This is a genomic window from Pseudomonadota bacterium (assembly GCA_036141575.1).
Taxonomy (GTDB): domain Bacteria; phylum Pseudomonadota; class Alphaproteobacteria; order UBA2136; family JAPKEQ01; genus JAPKEQ01.
In genome coordinates this window covers 183,328-199,681 of record JAYZXF010000001.1, presented here as the reverse complement: position 1 = coordinate 199,681, position 16,354 = coordinate 183,328, and the positions used below count along the sequence as shown (strand labels likewise).

The following is a 16,354-nucleotide window of genomic DNA, read 5'->3' as shown; positions in this document are numbered from 1 at the left end:
TACTCTCAACCGCCCGACAAAAACTTCTGATTTTGATGGTTTTTTAATACATTTCCCAATTCAAGAAGTACTTTAATTCCAATACGTATAAGCTGGTAATACAGCGCTTCAACGTCATCTTTATTAATAAAATAATGCGTTTTAACCGCTTCAAACTCTTCCGACATAGAAGAGAGATTGCCATGTAAAATTTGATCCCTGATTCTCAAAAGCTCAAAATCTTGAGGAACTTTATCTTTAGAAGCAAAGCTTTCACCTTCCCATTCAAAGCACGATAGATTAACGCCATAATGATTCCTAAGCCTTTTCAAAGCACGATAAGAAATCAGGGCACCTCTATGAAATGCGTGAAGGGGATCAATATTTTCTGGGGCACCATTTAAAACAACTCTAATTAAAGCCTCAATCCCGCACAATAAAGATGTGGCACCAGCCAAATACAACCCTTGAGCACCACATTTTAGCCCTTCAATAAAAAAAGAATGAACAAAACATGTTTGAGACTCTCTACAGATTAAGGACTCAATATGAGCAAGGTATTCTTTTCTGTTAAGAAACTGGTTAGCGCCTATAGAGTAAATTTTTGGATCTGACGGATTACCATAATGTTTAATACACGTACAAATAGAGTCTATATCGTGGTCTTTTAACGCTTTAAGCTGCACCTTACGCACTCTTTTTCATTTGAGTGGATTCAACAGCTTTTACACCAATCGCTTCAAGGCGCTCACGTACAGGGCCGTAACCGCGCTCTAGCATATCAATGTTTGTAAGCGTTGTATCGCCTTCTGCCACTGCAGCAGCAATGACATATGCAAGACCAGCACGCAAATCTGGAATTTCCAGAAGGTCAGATGTTGCTTTTAGGTTGACCTTACCTTTAATCAGGGCGCTGTGCGGGTAATCATGATTTTCAAAACGGCAAGGCTTACCAAGGCAGTGTGTTGTCAGCTGCACATCGGCACCAAGCCCTTTGAGAGCTTCAGTATAACCAAAGCGGCTCTCATAAACCGTTTCATGAATCACGCTAATCCCTTCAGCTTGTGTCAGCATGACAGCAAATGGCTGCTGCCAGTCAGTTGAGAATCCAGGGAACACATCTGTTTCAAGCGTAATAGATGTAAGCGGGCGCTCTCTGTAAAAACGAATTGAATCTGGGCCAATCAGATCAAAACCACCACCTACTTGTCTAAAGTAAGACAAGAAGTTGCTCATTGTGTTGGCACGAATACCATGTACGGTAATCTCACCATCAGCCGCACAAGCAAGCGCTGCCCATGAGCCGACCTCAATACGGTCACCTAAAATTGGCATATGCGTGCCAGAAAGCTTCTCTACACCTTCCACCCGAATTTCACGGCCTTCTTCCATGAAGATAATCGCACCCATTGCACGAAGCATTGTCACAAGTTCTACAATCTCTGGCTCAATTGCTGCGTTAGAGATCACACTTGTCCCTTCAGCAAGTACACTTAGGAAAAGCGTTGTTTCAGTCGCCCCAACACTTGGGTAAGGCAGTTTAATATGAGCTCCCTTTAGGCGGCCATCTGCTTTTGCGTGGTAGCCTTCTTCATCCTGCCACACTTTAGCACCAAACTTACGTGCTGATTCTAGGTGATAATCCACATTACGGTTACCAATTTTACAGCCACCTAGTGCTGGAATATGTGCTTCACCAAAACGGTGCAGTAGCGTTGGCAAGAGAAGGATTGGAATACGGTTGTTACGAGAATCCGGCATTGTCAGCGTAGAAGACGTCATGCCTGATGGATCAAATGTCATTGTTTCTGCGTGTTCAGAGCAGTTGACCCCTGCCCCAACAAGAAGTGCGCGCGTAATATCTACATCACCAATTGGCGGCACATTTGTGAGCGTGCTTGGAGAATCACCAAGCGTTGTTGCAACCATTGCTTTTGTTGCAAAGTTCTTGGCACCAAAACATGTCAGCTCACCTTTAATTGGCTGACCACCCGTAATGGTTAACGTACGCTCTGACATAGGCTCTCTCCCTTTTTGATGAATGCCAATATGCCATAAAAAAGGCCGCTGTACACGGCCTTTTTCGGGTATTTATTACTTTAAGGTTAGTTTTCTAGCTCTTTAAGTCGATGTTCCATCTGGTCTGCCAGCCTTAGCTTCATAATTTTAAGATGCTTTAGCTCACTCGTATCCGTCGATGGAATATGCCTCATGTACTCAATTTTCTCATCCAGATTACGATGCTCCTGCATCAGACGTCGGTATGTGTAGTCATCATTGTTATCTGTTTGAATTGCATGGTTATGACTCATGGCATACTCCTTATTTTTAGCATTTTGGCAGTTTAGCGCTAGAAACCAGAACAGTTTCTCTCGCCCATAATTCTTTTATGGGGATCCCTACAATTCATATCTACACATCTCACTGACATTTATGCTTTTAAAAAGCCTTTCAAAAATTTATGCTAGTTGCCATAGGCCATACAGAGCAAAAAATAAGAGCATATAAATGAAAACAATTACTGACGTAATTAACCATCTTAAAGAAAACAGCATTCAGTTCGTTGATTTCCAGTTTACTGACCTACACGGTATTTCCCGACATATCACATACCATATGGACAATGTATCAGAGAAAACCTTTACAGAAGGTGTTGGCTTTGATGGATCCTCTTTAGAAGGCTGGTGTACCATTAATAAGAGTGACATGGTTCTTATGCCAGATGTAACAACACTCTACATTTCACCTTTTACAGCTCATAAAACAGCTATCATTGCCTGTAATGTTTATGACCCGACCACTGAAGAAGCTTACAACCGCTGCCCACGTGGTATTGCAGAGCGCGCTGAAGAAGCTCTCACAAAATCTGGTATCGCTGAAAAAGCGCTCTTTGGTCCAGAGCTAGAGTTCTTCCTCTTTAATGAAACACGCTACAGCACAAAACCTGAACATACATTCTATGAGATTAAATCAGATAAAGGCCATTGGAGCTCAGCTGAAGAGCGTGCAGCCCCATCTAGTGGCCACGCCCCTGATATCAAAGGCGCTTACTTTATTGCAGGGCCAGAAGATAAACTCCAAAACGTACGTAGTGAAATGGTTATGAAGCTAAAAGCTTGCGGCCTAAGCCCAACACTCCATCATGCTGAAGTCGCATCAGGCGGACAGTGTGAAGTGGGTATGGAAGGCGCAACGCTTAAAAAGGTTGCTGACCATGTGCAAACCTTTAAAGCAGCGATTCACCAAGTGGCGGGCGTTTACGGCCTCACAGCGACGTTTATGCCAAAGCCTCTCTCAGGAGATAATGGAAGCGGTATGCATGTGCACCAGTCTCTATGGACAGGCACGTCTCCTCTCTTTGCAGGTAAAGATTATGACGACCTCAGCGAGATGGCTCTATACTATATTGGCGGTATTATTAAGCATGCCCGCGCACTCAATGCATTTAGTAACCCAGCAACAAACAGTTACAAGCGCCTTATTCCAGGATATGAAGCCCCTGTTATGCTTGCTTACGCTGCTCGTAACCGTAGCGCGTCTATTCGTATCCCAGCAGCAAACACGGCAAAAGCGAAACGTATTGAAACACGCTTCCCAGACCCAATGGCAAATCCGTACCTTTGCTTTGCAGCTATGCTTATGGCTGGCTTAGACGGCATTAAGAATAAAATTCACCCGGGCGACGCTAGAGAGGAAGACCTATATGAACTCTCTCCAGCAAAAGCAAAACGTATCCCACAGGTTTGCGGCTCTCTAAGAGAAGCGCTTGAAGCATTGAATAAAGATCGTGCCTTCCTAAAAGAGCACGGCGTATTTGATGATGACCTGATTGACCATTACATTGATATCAAGATGGCTGAGGTTGAAGCCCTAGAGCACACCCCTCACCCAATTGAGTTCCAAATGTATTACTCAAGATAACAAAAAAGCCCCGCAGTTGCGGGGCTTTCTTTCAATCGATTTATTTGGCTTCATATGCAGCACGTGCATTACGATATTGCAAATGGTAATCCCAAAGAGTATAGAGCGTCATAACCAAGGCAACAGTAGTTAAGAGCCAAAAGAGCACCATAACGCCCCCCCACGTCAAAGACATCAGCCAGAAACCTAAAGCGAACATCTGTACGCCCGTTTTCCTTTTAGCAATATCTGTGGAATTTAAAGCAGGAAGCCCTTTAGAGCGGAGCCAAGCACGCATCGAATTCACAAGATAGTCTCTTGCAAAAAAGATTGTGGTTACAATAGCAATTCCAAAACTCACAACCAGACTTTCGCCATAGTAGCCAGTATAAAGGCTTGCAAAAATAAGAAGGGCTAACACAAGCACCTTATCAGCTTCTTGATCAACCTTTTGGCCAAACTCACTTTGGACATTCCATAAGCGTGCAAGATAGCCATCAAGCCAGTCAGTAATAGCGGCACAGGCATAACATACTAGCGCCCAGAGAGGATAACCTGCCAGCAGTATGGCAATAATCGGAATCCAGGCAAACATTCTGAACAAAGACAGAGCATTTGGGATATAAGCTTTCATGCTTGATTCTCCAGTTAAACGTTTCATCAGATATATAATACCTCGTCTTTAGCATACCCCATAATAAAACACCACAAAATACGTATACAACTCTTGAAAAACATTCCTATTTTCCCATATGAAGGCTGAAGTCTTATCTTCTCACTTTTCCGTTTCTCAAGATATAAGGAGCCTTAATATGGCTTTTGCATGCGAGTTCCCTTACGCAACGGTAGGTACAGGTCTGCTGCCTGTCATCCCCCAAAAGCAAGGATTGCTTGGTACCATTCTAACGTTTCTTCGACTCAAGAAGAAAAAAGCCGGCCGCATCATGCTGGTTAAACGTGCTGATACAATGGCACTACATGGCGGTCTATGGGGCGTTCCCGGCGGTTATTGGCGCGTAGGAGGTGAACCCTCTCCCGCTGATGCCCTCTTCCGTGAAAACAAAGAAGAGCTTGGAGAAGCTTTTGCAAAAAAGGCCGCGCAACTCAAAATGAAAGATGTCACCCATGTGCGCATCAACCAAGAGCCCAACAGCCTCTTTGGCCTCCACGACGACGCTGCCGAATTCCAAACCAACATGCACCATTTGTGGCGCGTGTGGGTGAATGAAAAAACCTGTCGCCTGGCAGATGTTTCTTTTGACAGGGAAGAAGAAAATACCGCTGTCGGTTTCTTCACAATTGAAGAAATTCTGGCAGAGCCGGACAAATTTGCTCCATGGCTGCCTGAAACTCTAACCCTCTTCCAAGAAGAAGGCCACATTTAAGAAGATCGAAAAAACTTTGAAAAGCCCCAATTTACGGGGCTTTTCTACTTGCAAAGGCTTATAATTCCTCGTATATTCTTTGGCATGGAAACACTTAAACACCCCGACAACTTAGTCCTAAAACAGTTCGTTATGCCTGACGAGCTTAACTATAACGGTACGCTTTTTGGCGGACAGCTCCTCTCTTGGATTGACCAAGCTGGTGCAGTCGTTGCCATCAGCCGCTCAAGCAGTAAGGTTGCTCTTCTGAAAATGAACGAAGTTCTTTTCAAAAAGCCGATCATGCCAAGTGACAGCGTAACCATCTACGGTAAAGTGACAAGTGTTGGCCGTACCTCTATGGAAGTAACTATGGAGATCTGGCGTACAAATATTTTTGATGATAACGAAGAGATTCTTGCGGCAACAGCCAGCGGAACGTACGTTGCAATTGATGAAAACCTTAAACCACAACGAGTGGATCGCAAATAATGGCAGATGCAGCAATGACAGAGACACAAAACTATACAGCAGCTGATATTGAAGTCCTTGAAGGCCTCGAACCCGTTCGAAAACGCCCAGGGATGTACATTGGTGGTAGCGATGTTAACGCGATGCACCACCTTATTGCTGAGGTACTAGATAACAGTGTCGATGAAGCCGTTGCTGGTTATGCTGATAAAATTTGGGTGACTCTTGAAAAAGATAATAAACTGATCATTCGTGATAACGGTCGTGGTATTCCAACAGACCCACACCCGAAGTACAAAAACAAATCAGCCCTAGAAGTGATTCTTACAACGCTTCACTCTGGTGGTAAGTTCTCTAACAAAGCGTACAGTACCTCTGGTGGCTTGCACGGTGTAGGTATTAGTGTGGTCAACGCCCTCTCTTCTCTTGTAGAAGTAGAAGTTGCTCGTGATGGCCAGCTCTACAAGCAAAGCTTCAGTCGCGGTCTTCCGCAAGGCCCACTTGAGCACGCTGGTGAGATTCGTAACCGTAAAGGAACGCAAGTTGCCTTTATTCCAGATACAGAAATTTTTGGCCATGAAGACTTTAGCGCCAAGCGTATCCGTCGTATGGTGCGCGCAAAAGCCTTCCTAACACGTACAGTGACCATCATCTGGTGCGATGCGACAGGTGAAGAGAAGCAGGAAGAAAAATTCCACTACCCGAATGGTCTTGCAGACTTCCTCAGCGAGCAAATTGCTGAAAAGCCATGCTACACAGAAACACCATTTGCGGGCACAATTGCCATTCAAGAAGACGGAAAAGAAATTGGCCGTGTAGAATGGGCGATGGCTTGGCCACTAAACAGCGAGACGTCTCTGACATCTTACGCCAACACCATTCCAACAGGGCAAGGTGGTACGCACGAAACAGGTATGCGTGCAGCCCTTACAAAATCGATTCGTGCTTACGCTGAACTGCGTAGCAAAAAAGGTGATAAGATCACCGCTGACGATATTATGTCTGGTTCACAGATTCTTCTCAGCGTGTTTATCCCTGATATTCAATTCCAAGGTCAAACTAAGGATAAGCTCACAACGCCATCTGCGTCACGCATGGTTGAGAATGCTCTTAAAGACCAAGTTGACCTATGGCTCAGCGGAGACCTTACAAGCGCTGACTCTCTACTAGAGCGCATTCTTGAGCGCGCTGAAGAGCGCCTGCGCCGCAAGAAAGAACAAGAAGTTAAGCGTAAAACTGCGGTAAGCCGCAAAGTGCGCCTGCCTGGTAAGCTATCTGACTGTTCATCAAACTCTAACATTGATACAGAAATCTTCATTGTAGAGGGGGACAGTGCCGGTGGTACAGCTAAGCAAGCACGTGACCGCCACACACAAGCAATCCTTCCGATCCGTGGTAAGATTTTGAACGTTGCCAGCGCAACACGCGACAAGATTATGGCCAACAGTGAAGTACGTGACCTCACACAAGCACTAGGCTGTGGCACAGGTAAAGATTTTAACTTGAAGCACCTGCGTTATGATCGTGTGATTATCATGACCGATGCCGATGTCGATGGCGCACACATTGCAACGCTACTTATGACATTCTTCTACCAAGAAATGCCAGACCTGATTCTGAACGGCAACCTATACCTTGCCCTCCCTCCTCTCTATAAGATGAGCTACGGCGGGACATCTGTATTTGCCCTAGATGATGCTGAGCGTGAGCGCCACATGCAAACAACCTTTAAAGGTAAAAAGAATGTGGAAGTAAACCGCTTTAAGGGTCTTGGTGAAATGCCAGCCTCTCAACTGAAAGTGACGACAATGGATAAAACCAACCGTCGCCTACTACAAGTGTCAATTGACTCTCTGGCTGATAGCGCCCTCACAGTGAAACGCCTGATGGGTAAATCTCCAGAAGAGCGCCTTAACTTTATTAAAGAAGAAGGCTCAAATACAAAAGCTGAGCTAGACCTCTAAGAATATACATTTAGCCCCGCAGCTGCGGGGCTTTTTTTTAAAGAGCTTTACAATCAATAAGCTGTTTTTGCCAAGCGAGATCTAACACAGCTTTAATCATGACATTCTTCTCTGTACTATCTAGATGACTAAACGTAAATCGCTCAGGCAGTGATGAGAAGGTTCCGAGCGGAATAAAGGCCATAAGCGGCTGCTTTACAAAGTGATCTTTATAATAAAGCTTATACTCCTCACTCAAGAAAGCAATCTCAGTATGCAAAAGATATGAGATATGCTCTAAGGCATCTTTGGGAATATTATCTAGCGATCTATTCAGCTCAAGCGCCCACTCTACTTGACGTGTCAGAACATTAAATCCAACCATATACTCACGCACATAAAAACCATAGTTATCGAGTGACTGGTTCAGCTTATGCATGGCTTGATTCGTAATATCTTCAGTTAAGAACGGGACTTTAGGGTCCAAAATTCCTGTTGTGCGCTTAGGCTCAAACAATGCTTTATGCTCATCTTTAAATGTAAGAACCTGCAGTGAGTTATACTGCACAGCACCAGAAATAGAGTTCAGAAGTGTCAAGTAGCTTACGCCCTCAATCAACTCATCATAGCGTAAAATTTCAGCACGCCTCATAGGGCTACTTGAGTTTTTCAGCGCATCCTCACGAATGAACGAGTAGTGATAGCCTACCTCATCTGAAAGGTGAAGTTCATCCCCATTACCCAGAGATTCAGGTGCTTCAATCATACCCGTTTCATGTACAAACATAGAGATGCGGATCACTTCTTGCCCTTCAAAGAATTCAGCAAGAACTTTACGGTACGGCAGGCTTTCATCATAGCAGTAACAGATCACCTTAACATTTGGACACAAGTCACGAATCGTCACAGACCTGCTCAAACGTTGACTGAGAAGCATGGCGAGATCACTGAGCGTACGCGGTGATACAATTAAAAGCTCAACATCATCTTTTACCAGTTCAATCTGATCTAAAAAGGCGTGAAGTTTTTGATAATGGCTTTTCCCCACCTGCTCAATTGATGAGAATGATGGTGCAATTTTTCGGTTTAGCCTTGAAGAAAGAGAAGAGTGCAGCAGCGAGCTTAGGTTTGAAATCTTTAATCCGTAGCGCGACTCTACTTTTTCATAGTCAAACACATGAAAGGCTTTCCCTTTCAAATTGTGTTGTTTTTGAATGGCTTGAACATTTTTTAAGAAGGCTTGCTGAATGAGCTTAAATTGCTTTTTAGAATACGGTACCACGCCGTTTTGGAACTTAGCGAGGTATTGAACACGATCTTCATTAATGCTGTTACGCATCGCGAAAACAGATTCATAATCAGGTGTCCAATCAGAAAGCTGGGCGCAGTAATCCACATAAATACGCGGTTCAAAAATAGGAACTTCTGATGAGAAAATTTGCCAGAGAATATCTTCATCAGCCTCAAGGTAAAGCTGGCCAATTCCAAGTCTATCAAACAGGCGGCTCTTTGAGCCTTTCTTCAAGATATCTTTTAAAGTTTTGTCTTGGTGCCTGCTAAAATTCACGTCTTAACTTTCTGGGAGTCGTACCACTATTTTTTCTGCATCCGTCGATACTTTCAACTGGCATGCCAATCTTGAGTTATCTTCAAGATTAAATGCTGTATCAAGCATATCTTCTTCTTCAGCAGTAGGCTCTTCAAAACCTTCAGCGCCCTCTTCCACATAAACGTGACATGTGCAGCATACACAGTTACCGCCGCAGTCTCCAAACCCATAACGCACGTCCATTTCAAGCGTGTACGCACCTTTTAACAGGCGCTCTCCTGGTTTAAGATCTACTTTTTCATCACCTTCAGGGGTTTTGAAAATTACTTCGGCCATATCTACACTCCTTGGCATCAATTTATAAATTCGCTATGGTGTATAACATAAACTGTAACAAAAAAAAGTAATATTGACATGCATCCTTTTGCTTACGTAATGATTGTAACCTTCTGCTGTGCTCTAGCAACCCTACTTCTAGGTGTTGGCACTATGGGGTCTCAGGATTCAGAAAAAGGCAACAAGCTCATGATGATGCGTGTTGGTTTTTGCGCAGCCCTTCTGGTTGAAATGCTGATTTACGCTATATTTATTAAAGGCTAGTCGTCTGCACTCAAGCGTGTAGATTTTAACCAGCCCTTTCGGTAGAAATAGCCCAATAAACCAAACCCAATGGTCAACATAACTCCAATTAAAATTGGGTATCCATACCTATAACTTAGCTCTGGCAAGTTATAGGGGCTGGCTTGGTCAAAATTCATACCGTAAATACCTGCAAGAAATCCAAGCGGCATAAAAATTGTAGCCACAAGAGTTAAGAGCTTCATAATCTCATTCATACGGTGAGACACGACATTCATATACATATCAATGAGCGCACCTGAACGCTCTCGCAAACTCTCAAGAATATCATGTAAACGGATCAGGTGATCACTACAGTCTCTCAGGTAAACAACTGTTTCTTTATTAAAAAAGCTCGCATGATCACGAATTGCAGAATTAACCGCATCTCTTTGAGGCGCAATCACGCGCCTTAACGTAAGAAGCTCTCGCTTTGTACGATGCACTTGTTTAAGTAAAGCTTCATTAGGGTCTTTTAGCACTAAATCTTCTAGCTCATCCATATCATCACTTACATCATCAAATAGCGGAAAATAGCTATCAACAATGGCATCAATTAAAGCATAAAGCAGGTAATCAGAGCCCCTTGTACGCAGGCGACCGCTTTGATTTTCAAGACGTTTGCGAATCATACCAAAAACATCTTCTGGCATTTCTTGGAAAGTAATGAGTAGTCCTTTTTGATAATACAAAGATATCTGCTCTAAATTAATAGAATTTTCCCCTTTGTGTGGAATGCGTAAATAAAAGATAAGGTGATCACCAAACTCTTCAATTTTAGGGCGTTGCCCTTTATTTACAATATCTTCAAGACCCAAAGGGTGAATATTTGCATGATCTGCAATTTGCTGTATGCGTTCAAGATCAGATGACCCAACAACATTGAGCCACACCTTCTTTTTATTCTCAAGAGCAGCTTTAATCTCTTTATCTTCAGGATTTAAAACATGCTGCAAACTTGCTTCGTCGTAAATATACATATCAACATGCAGAGGTTCTGCTGAAGCTGTTTTATCCATAAGCACACCTGGTGATGTACCAGGGGCATGGCGTTTACGGTTATAAAGGTTAAAATCTCTGATCTGAGGCAAGGTTTAGGCTCCCATTTTAATCTTTTCAACAAGGTTGGTTGTTGAGAATCCATCAACCAATGGAATTGCATGCGCAGAGCCACCGTTTTCCATAACTTCTTTCGCGCCAACAATGGTATCAATTGTATAGTCACTCGCCTTGGTAATCACGTCAGGCATAAGCGCGTTCACCACATCAATCGGTGTCTCTTCACTAAAGAATGTTACGTAATCTACACTTCTAAGGCCTGCCAACATAAAGGCGCGGTCCATCTCACTCACGTACGGACGCTCAGGACCTTTTGTTTGGAAGAAAGGAGAATTATCAGCATTAATGGCAACCACCTGCACATCACCAAGAGAGTGACTTTCATCCAGATATGTTACATGACCGCGGTGCAGAATATCAAAGCATCCATTTGTAAAAACCACTTTTTTTCCAGTAGCTTTTTCAGCATCTAATTTGGCCTTCAGCTCTGTCCAATCTTTAAAAATTCGGTCTTTGGTTTGCATACACATTACTCCTGTTTGCTCTTAGATAAGAACGGTAACATAACTTTTCAACTTTTTCGTAAAAAACCTCTTGCATCGTCTCTCAAGTTGGAGTAAAAACATTCCTGTCCGAGCGGGAATAGCTCAGTGGTAGAGCACAACCTTGCCATGGTTGGGGTCGAGGGTTCGAATCCCTTTTCCCGCTCCAAATAAAACACCTCCCTTTGGGAGGTTTTTTATTGCCATTCTGCCATGAAAAGCAGATCATATTCCCCATGCTGAACGATCTAAAAAACTACATTCAAACTCAATGCGTCCATGATGCAAAAGATAAACCTATGACCTCTTCAACAGGAGAAGGTTTAAACTGGCTGATAGACCTACGTCCTCTCTTTCTTTCACCTGAGTGGCTAAATGTAGTTACAGAGGCCTTCTGGGCCCATTACAGTGATAATGAGCCTGTACAGGTCGGTGGTATGGAGGTTGCAGCTATTCCTCTTATCACCGCCCTTGTTATGGATGGGCATAAACGCGGCAAGAATGTTTCTGGATTCATCATTCGTAAACAACGCAAAACTACGGGACTTGGTAAACGTATTGAAGGTGATTTGAAACAAGGCGTCAGAACGGTTCTGGTTGATGACTTGATTAACAGCGGCACGAGCCTTGAAAAATGTAGACTTGCCCTCCTCCAAGAAAATATCACCTTTACAGATGTTTTTACCGTCATAAATTTTGAAAACATAGCAGGTCAAAACTGGCAAAGCGACCATAACATTCAGCTTCACAGCCTTTTCACAGCACAAGATTTTAATCTGCCTCACCCTAAAAAACAGCCAGGCATGAAACGCGGATACGGCATCAACTGGCGCTTTTATCAAAAAGGCGCGTTCCCATTCCATATTGTTCCCAAATCAACGCCGCTCTATCATGAAGGCACAGTTTACATGGGTACGGATGATGGCCTTATGCATGCAATCAATGGTGAAACTGGTGAGCGCATTTGGGCGTTTGATACAAAAAATAGCGCAAAACATAAAGGCATATGGTCTTCTCCTGCCATTCATAATGGCAAACTATACTTTGGCGCGTACAACGGGAATGTGTATTGTCTCGATGCAAAAACAGGACAGCAAATCTGGCATAACCCAGCCTGTGAATGGATCGGCTCATCTCCTCTTATTGTGCCGAAATATAACGCTCTTTATCTTGGACTAGAATATGAGCGTAGCCGTGCGAAAGGTAGCAATGCCGCCTTTAACCTTGATAACGGCAACAGACTGTGGGAAACACCACAAAAGAAATACCAACATGGCTCTGCCGTATATGACTCTGTCCATGACACCGTTATTTTTGGAAACGCCAACCATGATGTTTCGGCCTACAATGCTAGAAACGGCTCCCTTGTTTGGCAACACCAGACAGAGCGTTCAATAAAGTACCCACCAGCCATTGATATTGACCGTCAGATCGTTGCTGCAACTTCATTTGATGGCAACATCTATATTCTCAATAGCAAAACAGGCGAAAGGCTTGCCGCCATTCAAACTGATGATATTTGCTACAGCACCCCTCTTCTCACTCATGGTAAACTGTTTGTGGGCTCAGGTGATAAACACATGCATGTGATTGATCTGGATACTTTTGAGGTTATTTTGAAACATAATCATAATGCACGCGTTTTCTCATCCCCTCGTCTCATTGATGGCTACGTGGTGTACGGAGACGCCTCAGGTAAACTTCACCATATGCACCCAGAAAGCTTAGAGTTCCATGCCATCACACACCTGCCTGATGCCATTACCAATGCCGCAGCACATACGCCAGATGGCTCAAGGCTCTATGTCAGTACACATATGAATGAGCTCTTCGCTCTTGATAAAGTGAACCTTTAAGATTCCTCTTCTTCTGAGGCTTTCATCATGCTTTCTTTAAGAGCCTGTTCTACAGATTCTTTACGAATAGGCTTACTTAAATAGCCGTCCATACCAGCTCTCAGGCACTTTTCCTCATCTCCAAGCATAGCATTCGCTGTTACGGCTACAATTGGAAGCCGGAAGGCGCCGCCCTCTTCTTTTTCACGAATCTGCCTGGTGGCTTCATAACCGTCTAGGTTTGGCATCTGACAATCCATAAAGACAATGTCATAATCTTTATCTTGAATCTTCTCCAGAGCCTCATGGCCATCATACGCCATATCACAATCCTCTACCCCAAGATGCCCCAGCATTTTTGTAAGAATATGGCAGTTTAGCTCTTGATCATCTACAACAAGAGCTTTGACACCCTTAGGGATTACAATGCTCTCAACACCCTTCTTCTGGTCCATTTCCGCAAGGTTTTTCAAATCATTCTCATGTGCAGCAATAAGCGGCAAACAAACCGTAAAAGCAGATCCTTCTCCAAGCGTACTTTCCACCTCGATATCCCCTTTAAGAAGATGAACAAGTTGCTGTGTAATCGCAAGACCAAGCCCCGTACCACCAAAGCGTCTGGTTACAGAAGCATCTACCTGAGAGAACTTCTCAAAAATCTCTGTCTTCTTATCTTCTGGAATACCAATTCCAGTATCCTGCACCTCAAAGCAAATAAATGGAGATCTGTTTCTTTCTTCCGTTCTCACCAAAATTTTAACAACGCCCTTTTCAGTAAATTTCAGCGCATTCCCAAGTAGGTTTCTTAAGATTTGCTGAATGCGTCGTGAGTCACTTTGAATCAGTTCAGGTACACTCTCCTCACAGTCAAACATCATTTCAATGTCATTCCTATCAGGGCTAACTGAATATCCATGCAATACATCCTCTACCAGTGTACGTATATTCACAGGCGCCATTTCCACATTCACTTCATTCGCTTCAATCTTAGAAAGGTCTAAAATATCATTCAAAATAGAGAGTAAGCTTTCACTTGAACTGTAGACATGTTTTGCATTTTTCTGCTGACTGTCATCCAAATTAGAGCTCATTAACATTTCACACATGCCCATAATCGTGTTCATAGGCGTACGAAGCTCATGACTCATATTTGCAAGAAACTCTGACTTAGCAAGGTTTGCTTCTTCTGCTTTCTGCTTCGCTTCTTTTAGTTTTTTCAGATATTTTTTCTCTCGAATGAAGTAACCATGTAGCACTTCTGCAGAGTGACCTAGTTTATGTAATTCATCTGAGATAAACCCAGAAAGCTTAAGCCTTTGTTCCCCATCTTGGGAAATATTCTTTAAATATGCATTAATTCTGCGAATTGGCTTAATCAATGCAAAAAAGATAAATACTGCAAATAAAAGTGATAATAGCAAAATTAAGACCACTGTAATCCCCGTCAAAAACAAGCTATGCCTTGCAACAGAGGCATAAAGTGCTGCAGTATCAATGGAAATATAAAAAGTACCAAAAAGCTCCCCTTCAAAACGTGCAGGATAAGCAAAAGAGCGCATTTCAGAGTTAATATCCCTCTTCTTCCCTTCCACATTTAATAGAAGCTGACCTTCTTCATTGGTAATTTTAATTTCAATAACATTGGGGTCATTCTCAACCACTTGTTCTGTAATTGTGCGCAACAAAGAAATATCTTCTGTAATTAATGCATCAGAAGCACTAAAAGCTAAAAGCTCAAAGCGTGTTTCAATATTCTTTTCCATCTCCTTTAAGAGATACTCTTTTTCAAACGTTTGAATGAGGCGTGCCGACACAAAAATTGAAAGTACAGAAACAGTACAAACAACGAGAATCAACTGAAACCACAGAGACGTTTTTTTACGCATCGAGTGATGATTTAACATGACTTAACCCTACTCTCCCTTAAAAAACACCCTATTTCCTTGAATAGATTTTCTGATTTCACTGAAATCATCATCACTCCCTTCAATAAATGATCCATCTGCCACAATTTTAGGATTATCCATTTCAAGAAGCGCTAAACGAAGTGCCCTTGCTACATGTGGCGACATGCCTCCCGCATAAAGCCAAGGCTTCGTTACATTTGGGAAGCGTGCAACCTCTCGCAGGGCTACACCACTTTCAATTTGTTTCTTGAAAGTGCCCTCCTTCAAAAAACCTGCATCAAATGTTCCAATACCAACAGCTTCACCAACCGCATCATGACGATCTAAATAGTCAAAATTCTCTAAATCATAAGCATAAATCTTATTCTCGGCCAGATATTGCTGAGCCAAATAACGCCCAATGGTTGACCCCTTATTCCCAAAAGCAACTTTTTTGCCTTTCAGGTCATCCACAGAATTAATGGTGCTATTCATGTGAGTCGCAAGAATTCCATAAAAAGTTTTCTCACCTTTTATGCTTTCCAGGGCCAGAATCCCGATTTTAGGGTTTAAGCTCTTTGCTTCTACATAACTTACAGGTCCAAAACGTGCAAAATCAACGTGTCCTTCAACAAGGTCACTAATTCCTTGTTCATAAGTTCTCGCAACATGGATTTTAATTTTTACAGGCTCATTAAGTGTCACTTCCATATGCCTCTCAATTTCTGAGAGGGTATGGCGAAACTTTTTGACCATTGTTAAAGGCTTATCAGAGGCATAAACCCCAAAGGTAAGACGAACATCAGCTTGAGCCGTTAAGCACAATACAGCAAAACACATCGTTAAAAGCAACAGCCTCATAACTATCCTTACACCTATTTTTCTTTAACCTGTACTTTTATGGTGCACCATTTGAAAAAAAAATCAAAAAAATATACTCCTTATCTTTTCTCCTGACACGTAAGGCTCTCTAAAACTAAGCTATTGTTAAAATAAAGAAATATCTAAAATCATAAACAGCCGAAAAACATGACACATAATGAGACACAATAAAAAAAGCAGCCCGCAGGCTGCTTTTTACGAATCGTGCTATTCTATAAAAACGTTTCCATTTTCATAAAATGGCATCCCCAAGGGGATTCGAACCCCTGTTTCCACCGTGAAAGGGTGGCGTCCTAGGCCGACTAGACGATGGGGACTTGGACAGC

The 16,354-nt window shown here is 42.9% G+C and carries 16 protein-coding genes and 2 tRNA genes; 7 read left to right on the top strand and 11 right to left on the bottom strand.

Annotated features, from left to right (window positions below; translation table 11 throughout):
• Window positions 1–5: 5 nt before the first annotated feature.
• The 3 genes from VX730_00910 to VX730_00900 all read right to left on the bottom strand — a co-directional run bounded on the left by VX730_00910 (window position 6) and on the right by VX730_00900 (window position 2,291).
• Window positions 6–665 (bottom strand): hypothetical protein, encoded by a 660-nt coding sequence (locus VX730_00910; GenBank protein MEC9290940.1) that lies wholly within the window; start codon window positions 663–665, stop codon window positions 6–8.
• A 1-nt stretch (window position 666) separates the two neighbouring features.
• Window positions 667–1,998 (bottom strand): UDP-N-acetylglucosamine 1-carboxyvinyltransferase, encoded by a 1,332-nt coding sequence (gene murA, locus VX730_00905; protein MEC9290939.1) that lies wholly within the window; start codon window positions 1,996–1,998, stop codon window positions 667–669.
• Between the two features lie 86 nt (window positions 1,999–2,084).
• Window positions 2,085–2,291, bottom strand: a complete 207-nt coding sequence (locus VX730_00900) for a YdcH family protein (GenBank protein MEC9290938.1) — start codon at window positions 2,289–2,291, stop codon at window positions 2,085–2,087.
• A gap of 196 nt (window positions 2,292–2,487) precedes the next feature.
• On the opposite strand from VX730_00900, the gene glnA reads away from it, so the two are divergent.
• Complete coding sequence (glnA, locus tag VX730_00895; protein MEC9290937.1) at window positions 2,488–3,900, top strand: type I glutamate--ammonia ligase; 1,413 nt, start codon at window positions 2,488–2,490, stop codon at window positions 3,898–3,900.
• A gap of 40 nt (window positions 3,901–3,940) precedes the next feature.
• Here glnA and VX730_00890 read toward each other — a convergent pair whose 3' ends face one another.
• Window positions 3,941–4,540 (bottom strand): CDP-alcohol phosphatidyltransferase family protein, encoded by a 600-nt coding sequence (locus VX730_00890; GenBank protein ID MEC9290936.1) that lies wholly within the window; start codon window positions 4,538–4,540, stop codon window positions 3,941–3,943.
• Window positions 4,541–4,691: 151 nt separating this feature from the next.
• On the opposite strand from VX730_00890, the gene VX730_00885 reads away from it, so the two are divergent.
• The 3 genes from VX730_00885 (at window position 4,692) to parE (ending at window position 7,678) form a co-directional block, all read left to right on the top strand.
• Window positions 4,692–5,264, top strand: coding sequence for an NUDIX hydrolase (locus VX730_00885; GenBank protein ID MEC9290935.1), 573 nt, complete (start codon window positions 4,692–4,694; stop codon window positions 5,262–5,264).
• Window positions 5,265–5,348: 84 nt separating this feature from the next.
• Window positions 5,349–5,735, top strand: a complete 387-nt coding sequence (locus VX730_00880) for a hotdog domain-containing protein (protein ID MEC9290934.1) — start codon at window positions 5,349–5,351, stop codon at window positions 5,733–5,735.
• A complete protein-coding gene (gene parE / locus VX730_00875; GenBank protein ID MEC9290933.1) occupies window positions 5,735–7,678 on the top strand; it encodes a DNA topoisomerase IV subunit B in 1,944 nt (647 codons plus the stop codon). Before VX730_00880 ends, parE begins: the two co-directional genes overlap by 1 nt.
• Window positions 7,679–7,715: 37 nt before the next feature.
• Here parE and VX730_00870 read toward each other — a convergent pair whose 3' ends face one another.
• Both VX730_00870 and VX730_00865 read right to left on the bottom strand, forming a co-directional pair.
• Window positions 7,716–9,224 carry a GH3 auxin-responsive promoter family protein gene (locus VX730_00870; GenBank protein MEC9290932.1) on the bottom strand — a complete coding sequence of 503 codons (1,509 nt, stop codon included), beginning with the start codon at window positions 9,222–9,224 and terminating at the stop codon, window positions 7,716–7,718.
• A 3-nt stretch (window positions 9,225–9,227) separates the two neighbouring features.
• The gene (locus VX730_00865; protein MEC9290931.1) at window positions 9,228–9,542 is read right to left on the bottom strand and encodes a 2Fe-2S iron-sulfur cluster-binding protein; all 315 of its coding nucleotides are present in this window, start codon (window positions 9,540–9,542) and stop codon (window positions 9,228–9,230) included.
• Window positions 9,543–9,620: 78 nt separating this feature from the next.
• On the opposite strand from VX730_00865, the gene VX730_00860 reads away from it, so the two are divergent.
• Complete coding sequence (locus VX730_00860; protein ID MEC9290930.1) at window positions 9,621–9,806, top strand: hypothetical protein; 186 nt, start codon at window positions 9,621–9,623, stop codon at window positions 9,804–9,806.
• Here the strand turns inward: VX730_00860 and corA are convergent.
• Window positions 9,803–10,915 (bottom strand): magnesium/cobalt transporter CorA, encoded by a 1,113-nt coding sequence (corA, locus tag VX730_00855; GenBank protein ID MEC9290929.1) that lies wholly within the window; start codon window positions 10,913–10,915, stop codon window positions 9,803–9,805. The genes VX730_00860 and corA overlap by 4 nt on opposite strands.
• Before the next feature lie 3 nt (window positions 10,916–10,918).
• Window positions 10,919–11,407: an adenylyltransferase/cytidyltransferase family protein gene (locus tag VX730_00850; GenBank protein MEC9290928.1), complete on the bottom strand. Its 489-nt coding sequence runs from the start codon at window positions 11,405–11,407 to the stop codon at window positions 10,919–10,921.
• Window positions 11,408–11,519: 112 nt separating this feature from the next.
• Between VX730_00850 and VX730_00845 the strand changes: the two genes are divergently transcribed.
• Both VX730_00845 and VX730_00840 read left to right on the top strand, forming a co-directional pair.
• Window positions 11,520–11,594, top strand: a tRNA-Gly gene (locus VX730_00845).
• Between the two features lie 67 nt (window positions 11,595–11,661).
• Window positions 11,662–13,281, top strand: coding sequence for a PQQ-binding-like beta-propeller repeat protein (locus VX730_00840; protein MEC9290927.1), 1,620 nt, complete (start codon window positions 11,662–11,664; stop codon window positions 13,279–13,281).
• Here VX730_00840 and VX730_00835 read toward each other — a convergent pair.
• The 3 genes from VX730_00835 to VX730_00825 all read right to left on the bottom strand — a co-directional run bounded on the left by VX730_00835 (window position 13,278) and on the right by VX730_00825 (window position 16,345).
• Window positions 13,278–15,164, bottom strand: coding sequence for an ATP-binding protein (locus VX730_00835; protein ID MEC9290926.1), 1,887 nt, complete (start codon window positions 15,162–15,164; stop codon window positions 13,278–13,280). The two genes, VX730_00840 and VX730_00835, sit on opposite strands and share 4 nt — an antisense overlap.
• Before the next feature lie 9 nt (window positions 15,165–15,173).
• On the bottom strand, window positions 15,174–16,007 hold the full coding sequence (locus VX730_00830; GenBank protein MEC9290925.1) for a PhnD/SsuA/transferrin family substrate-binding protein: 834 nt from the start codon (window positions 16,005–16,007) through the stop codon (window positions 15,174–15,176).
• A 261-nt stretch (window positions 16,008–16,268) separates the two neighbouring features.
• A tRNA-Glu gene (locus VX730_00825) sits at window positions 16,269–16,345 on the bottom strand.
• Between the last annotated feature and the right edge of the window lie 9 nt (window positions 16,346–16,354).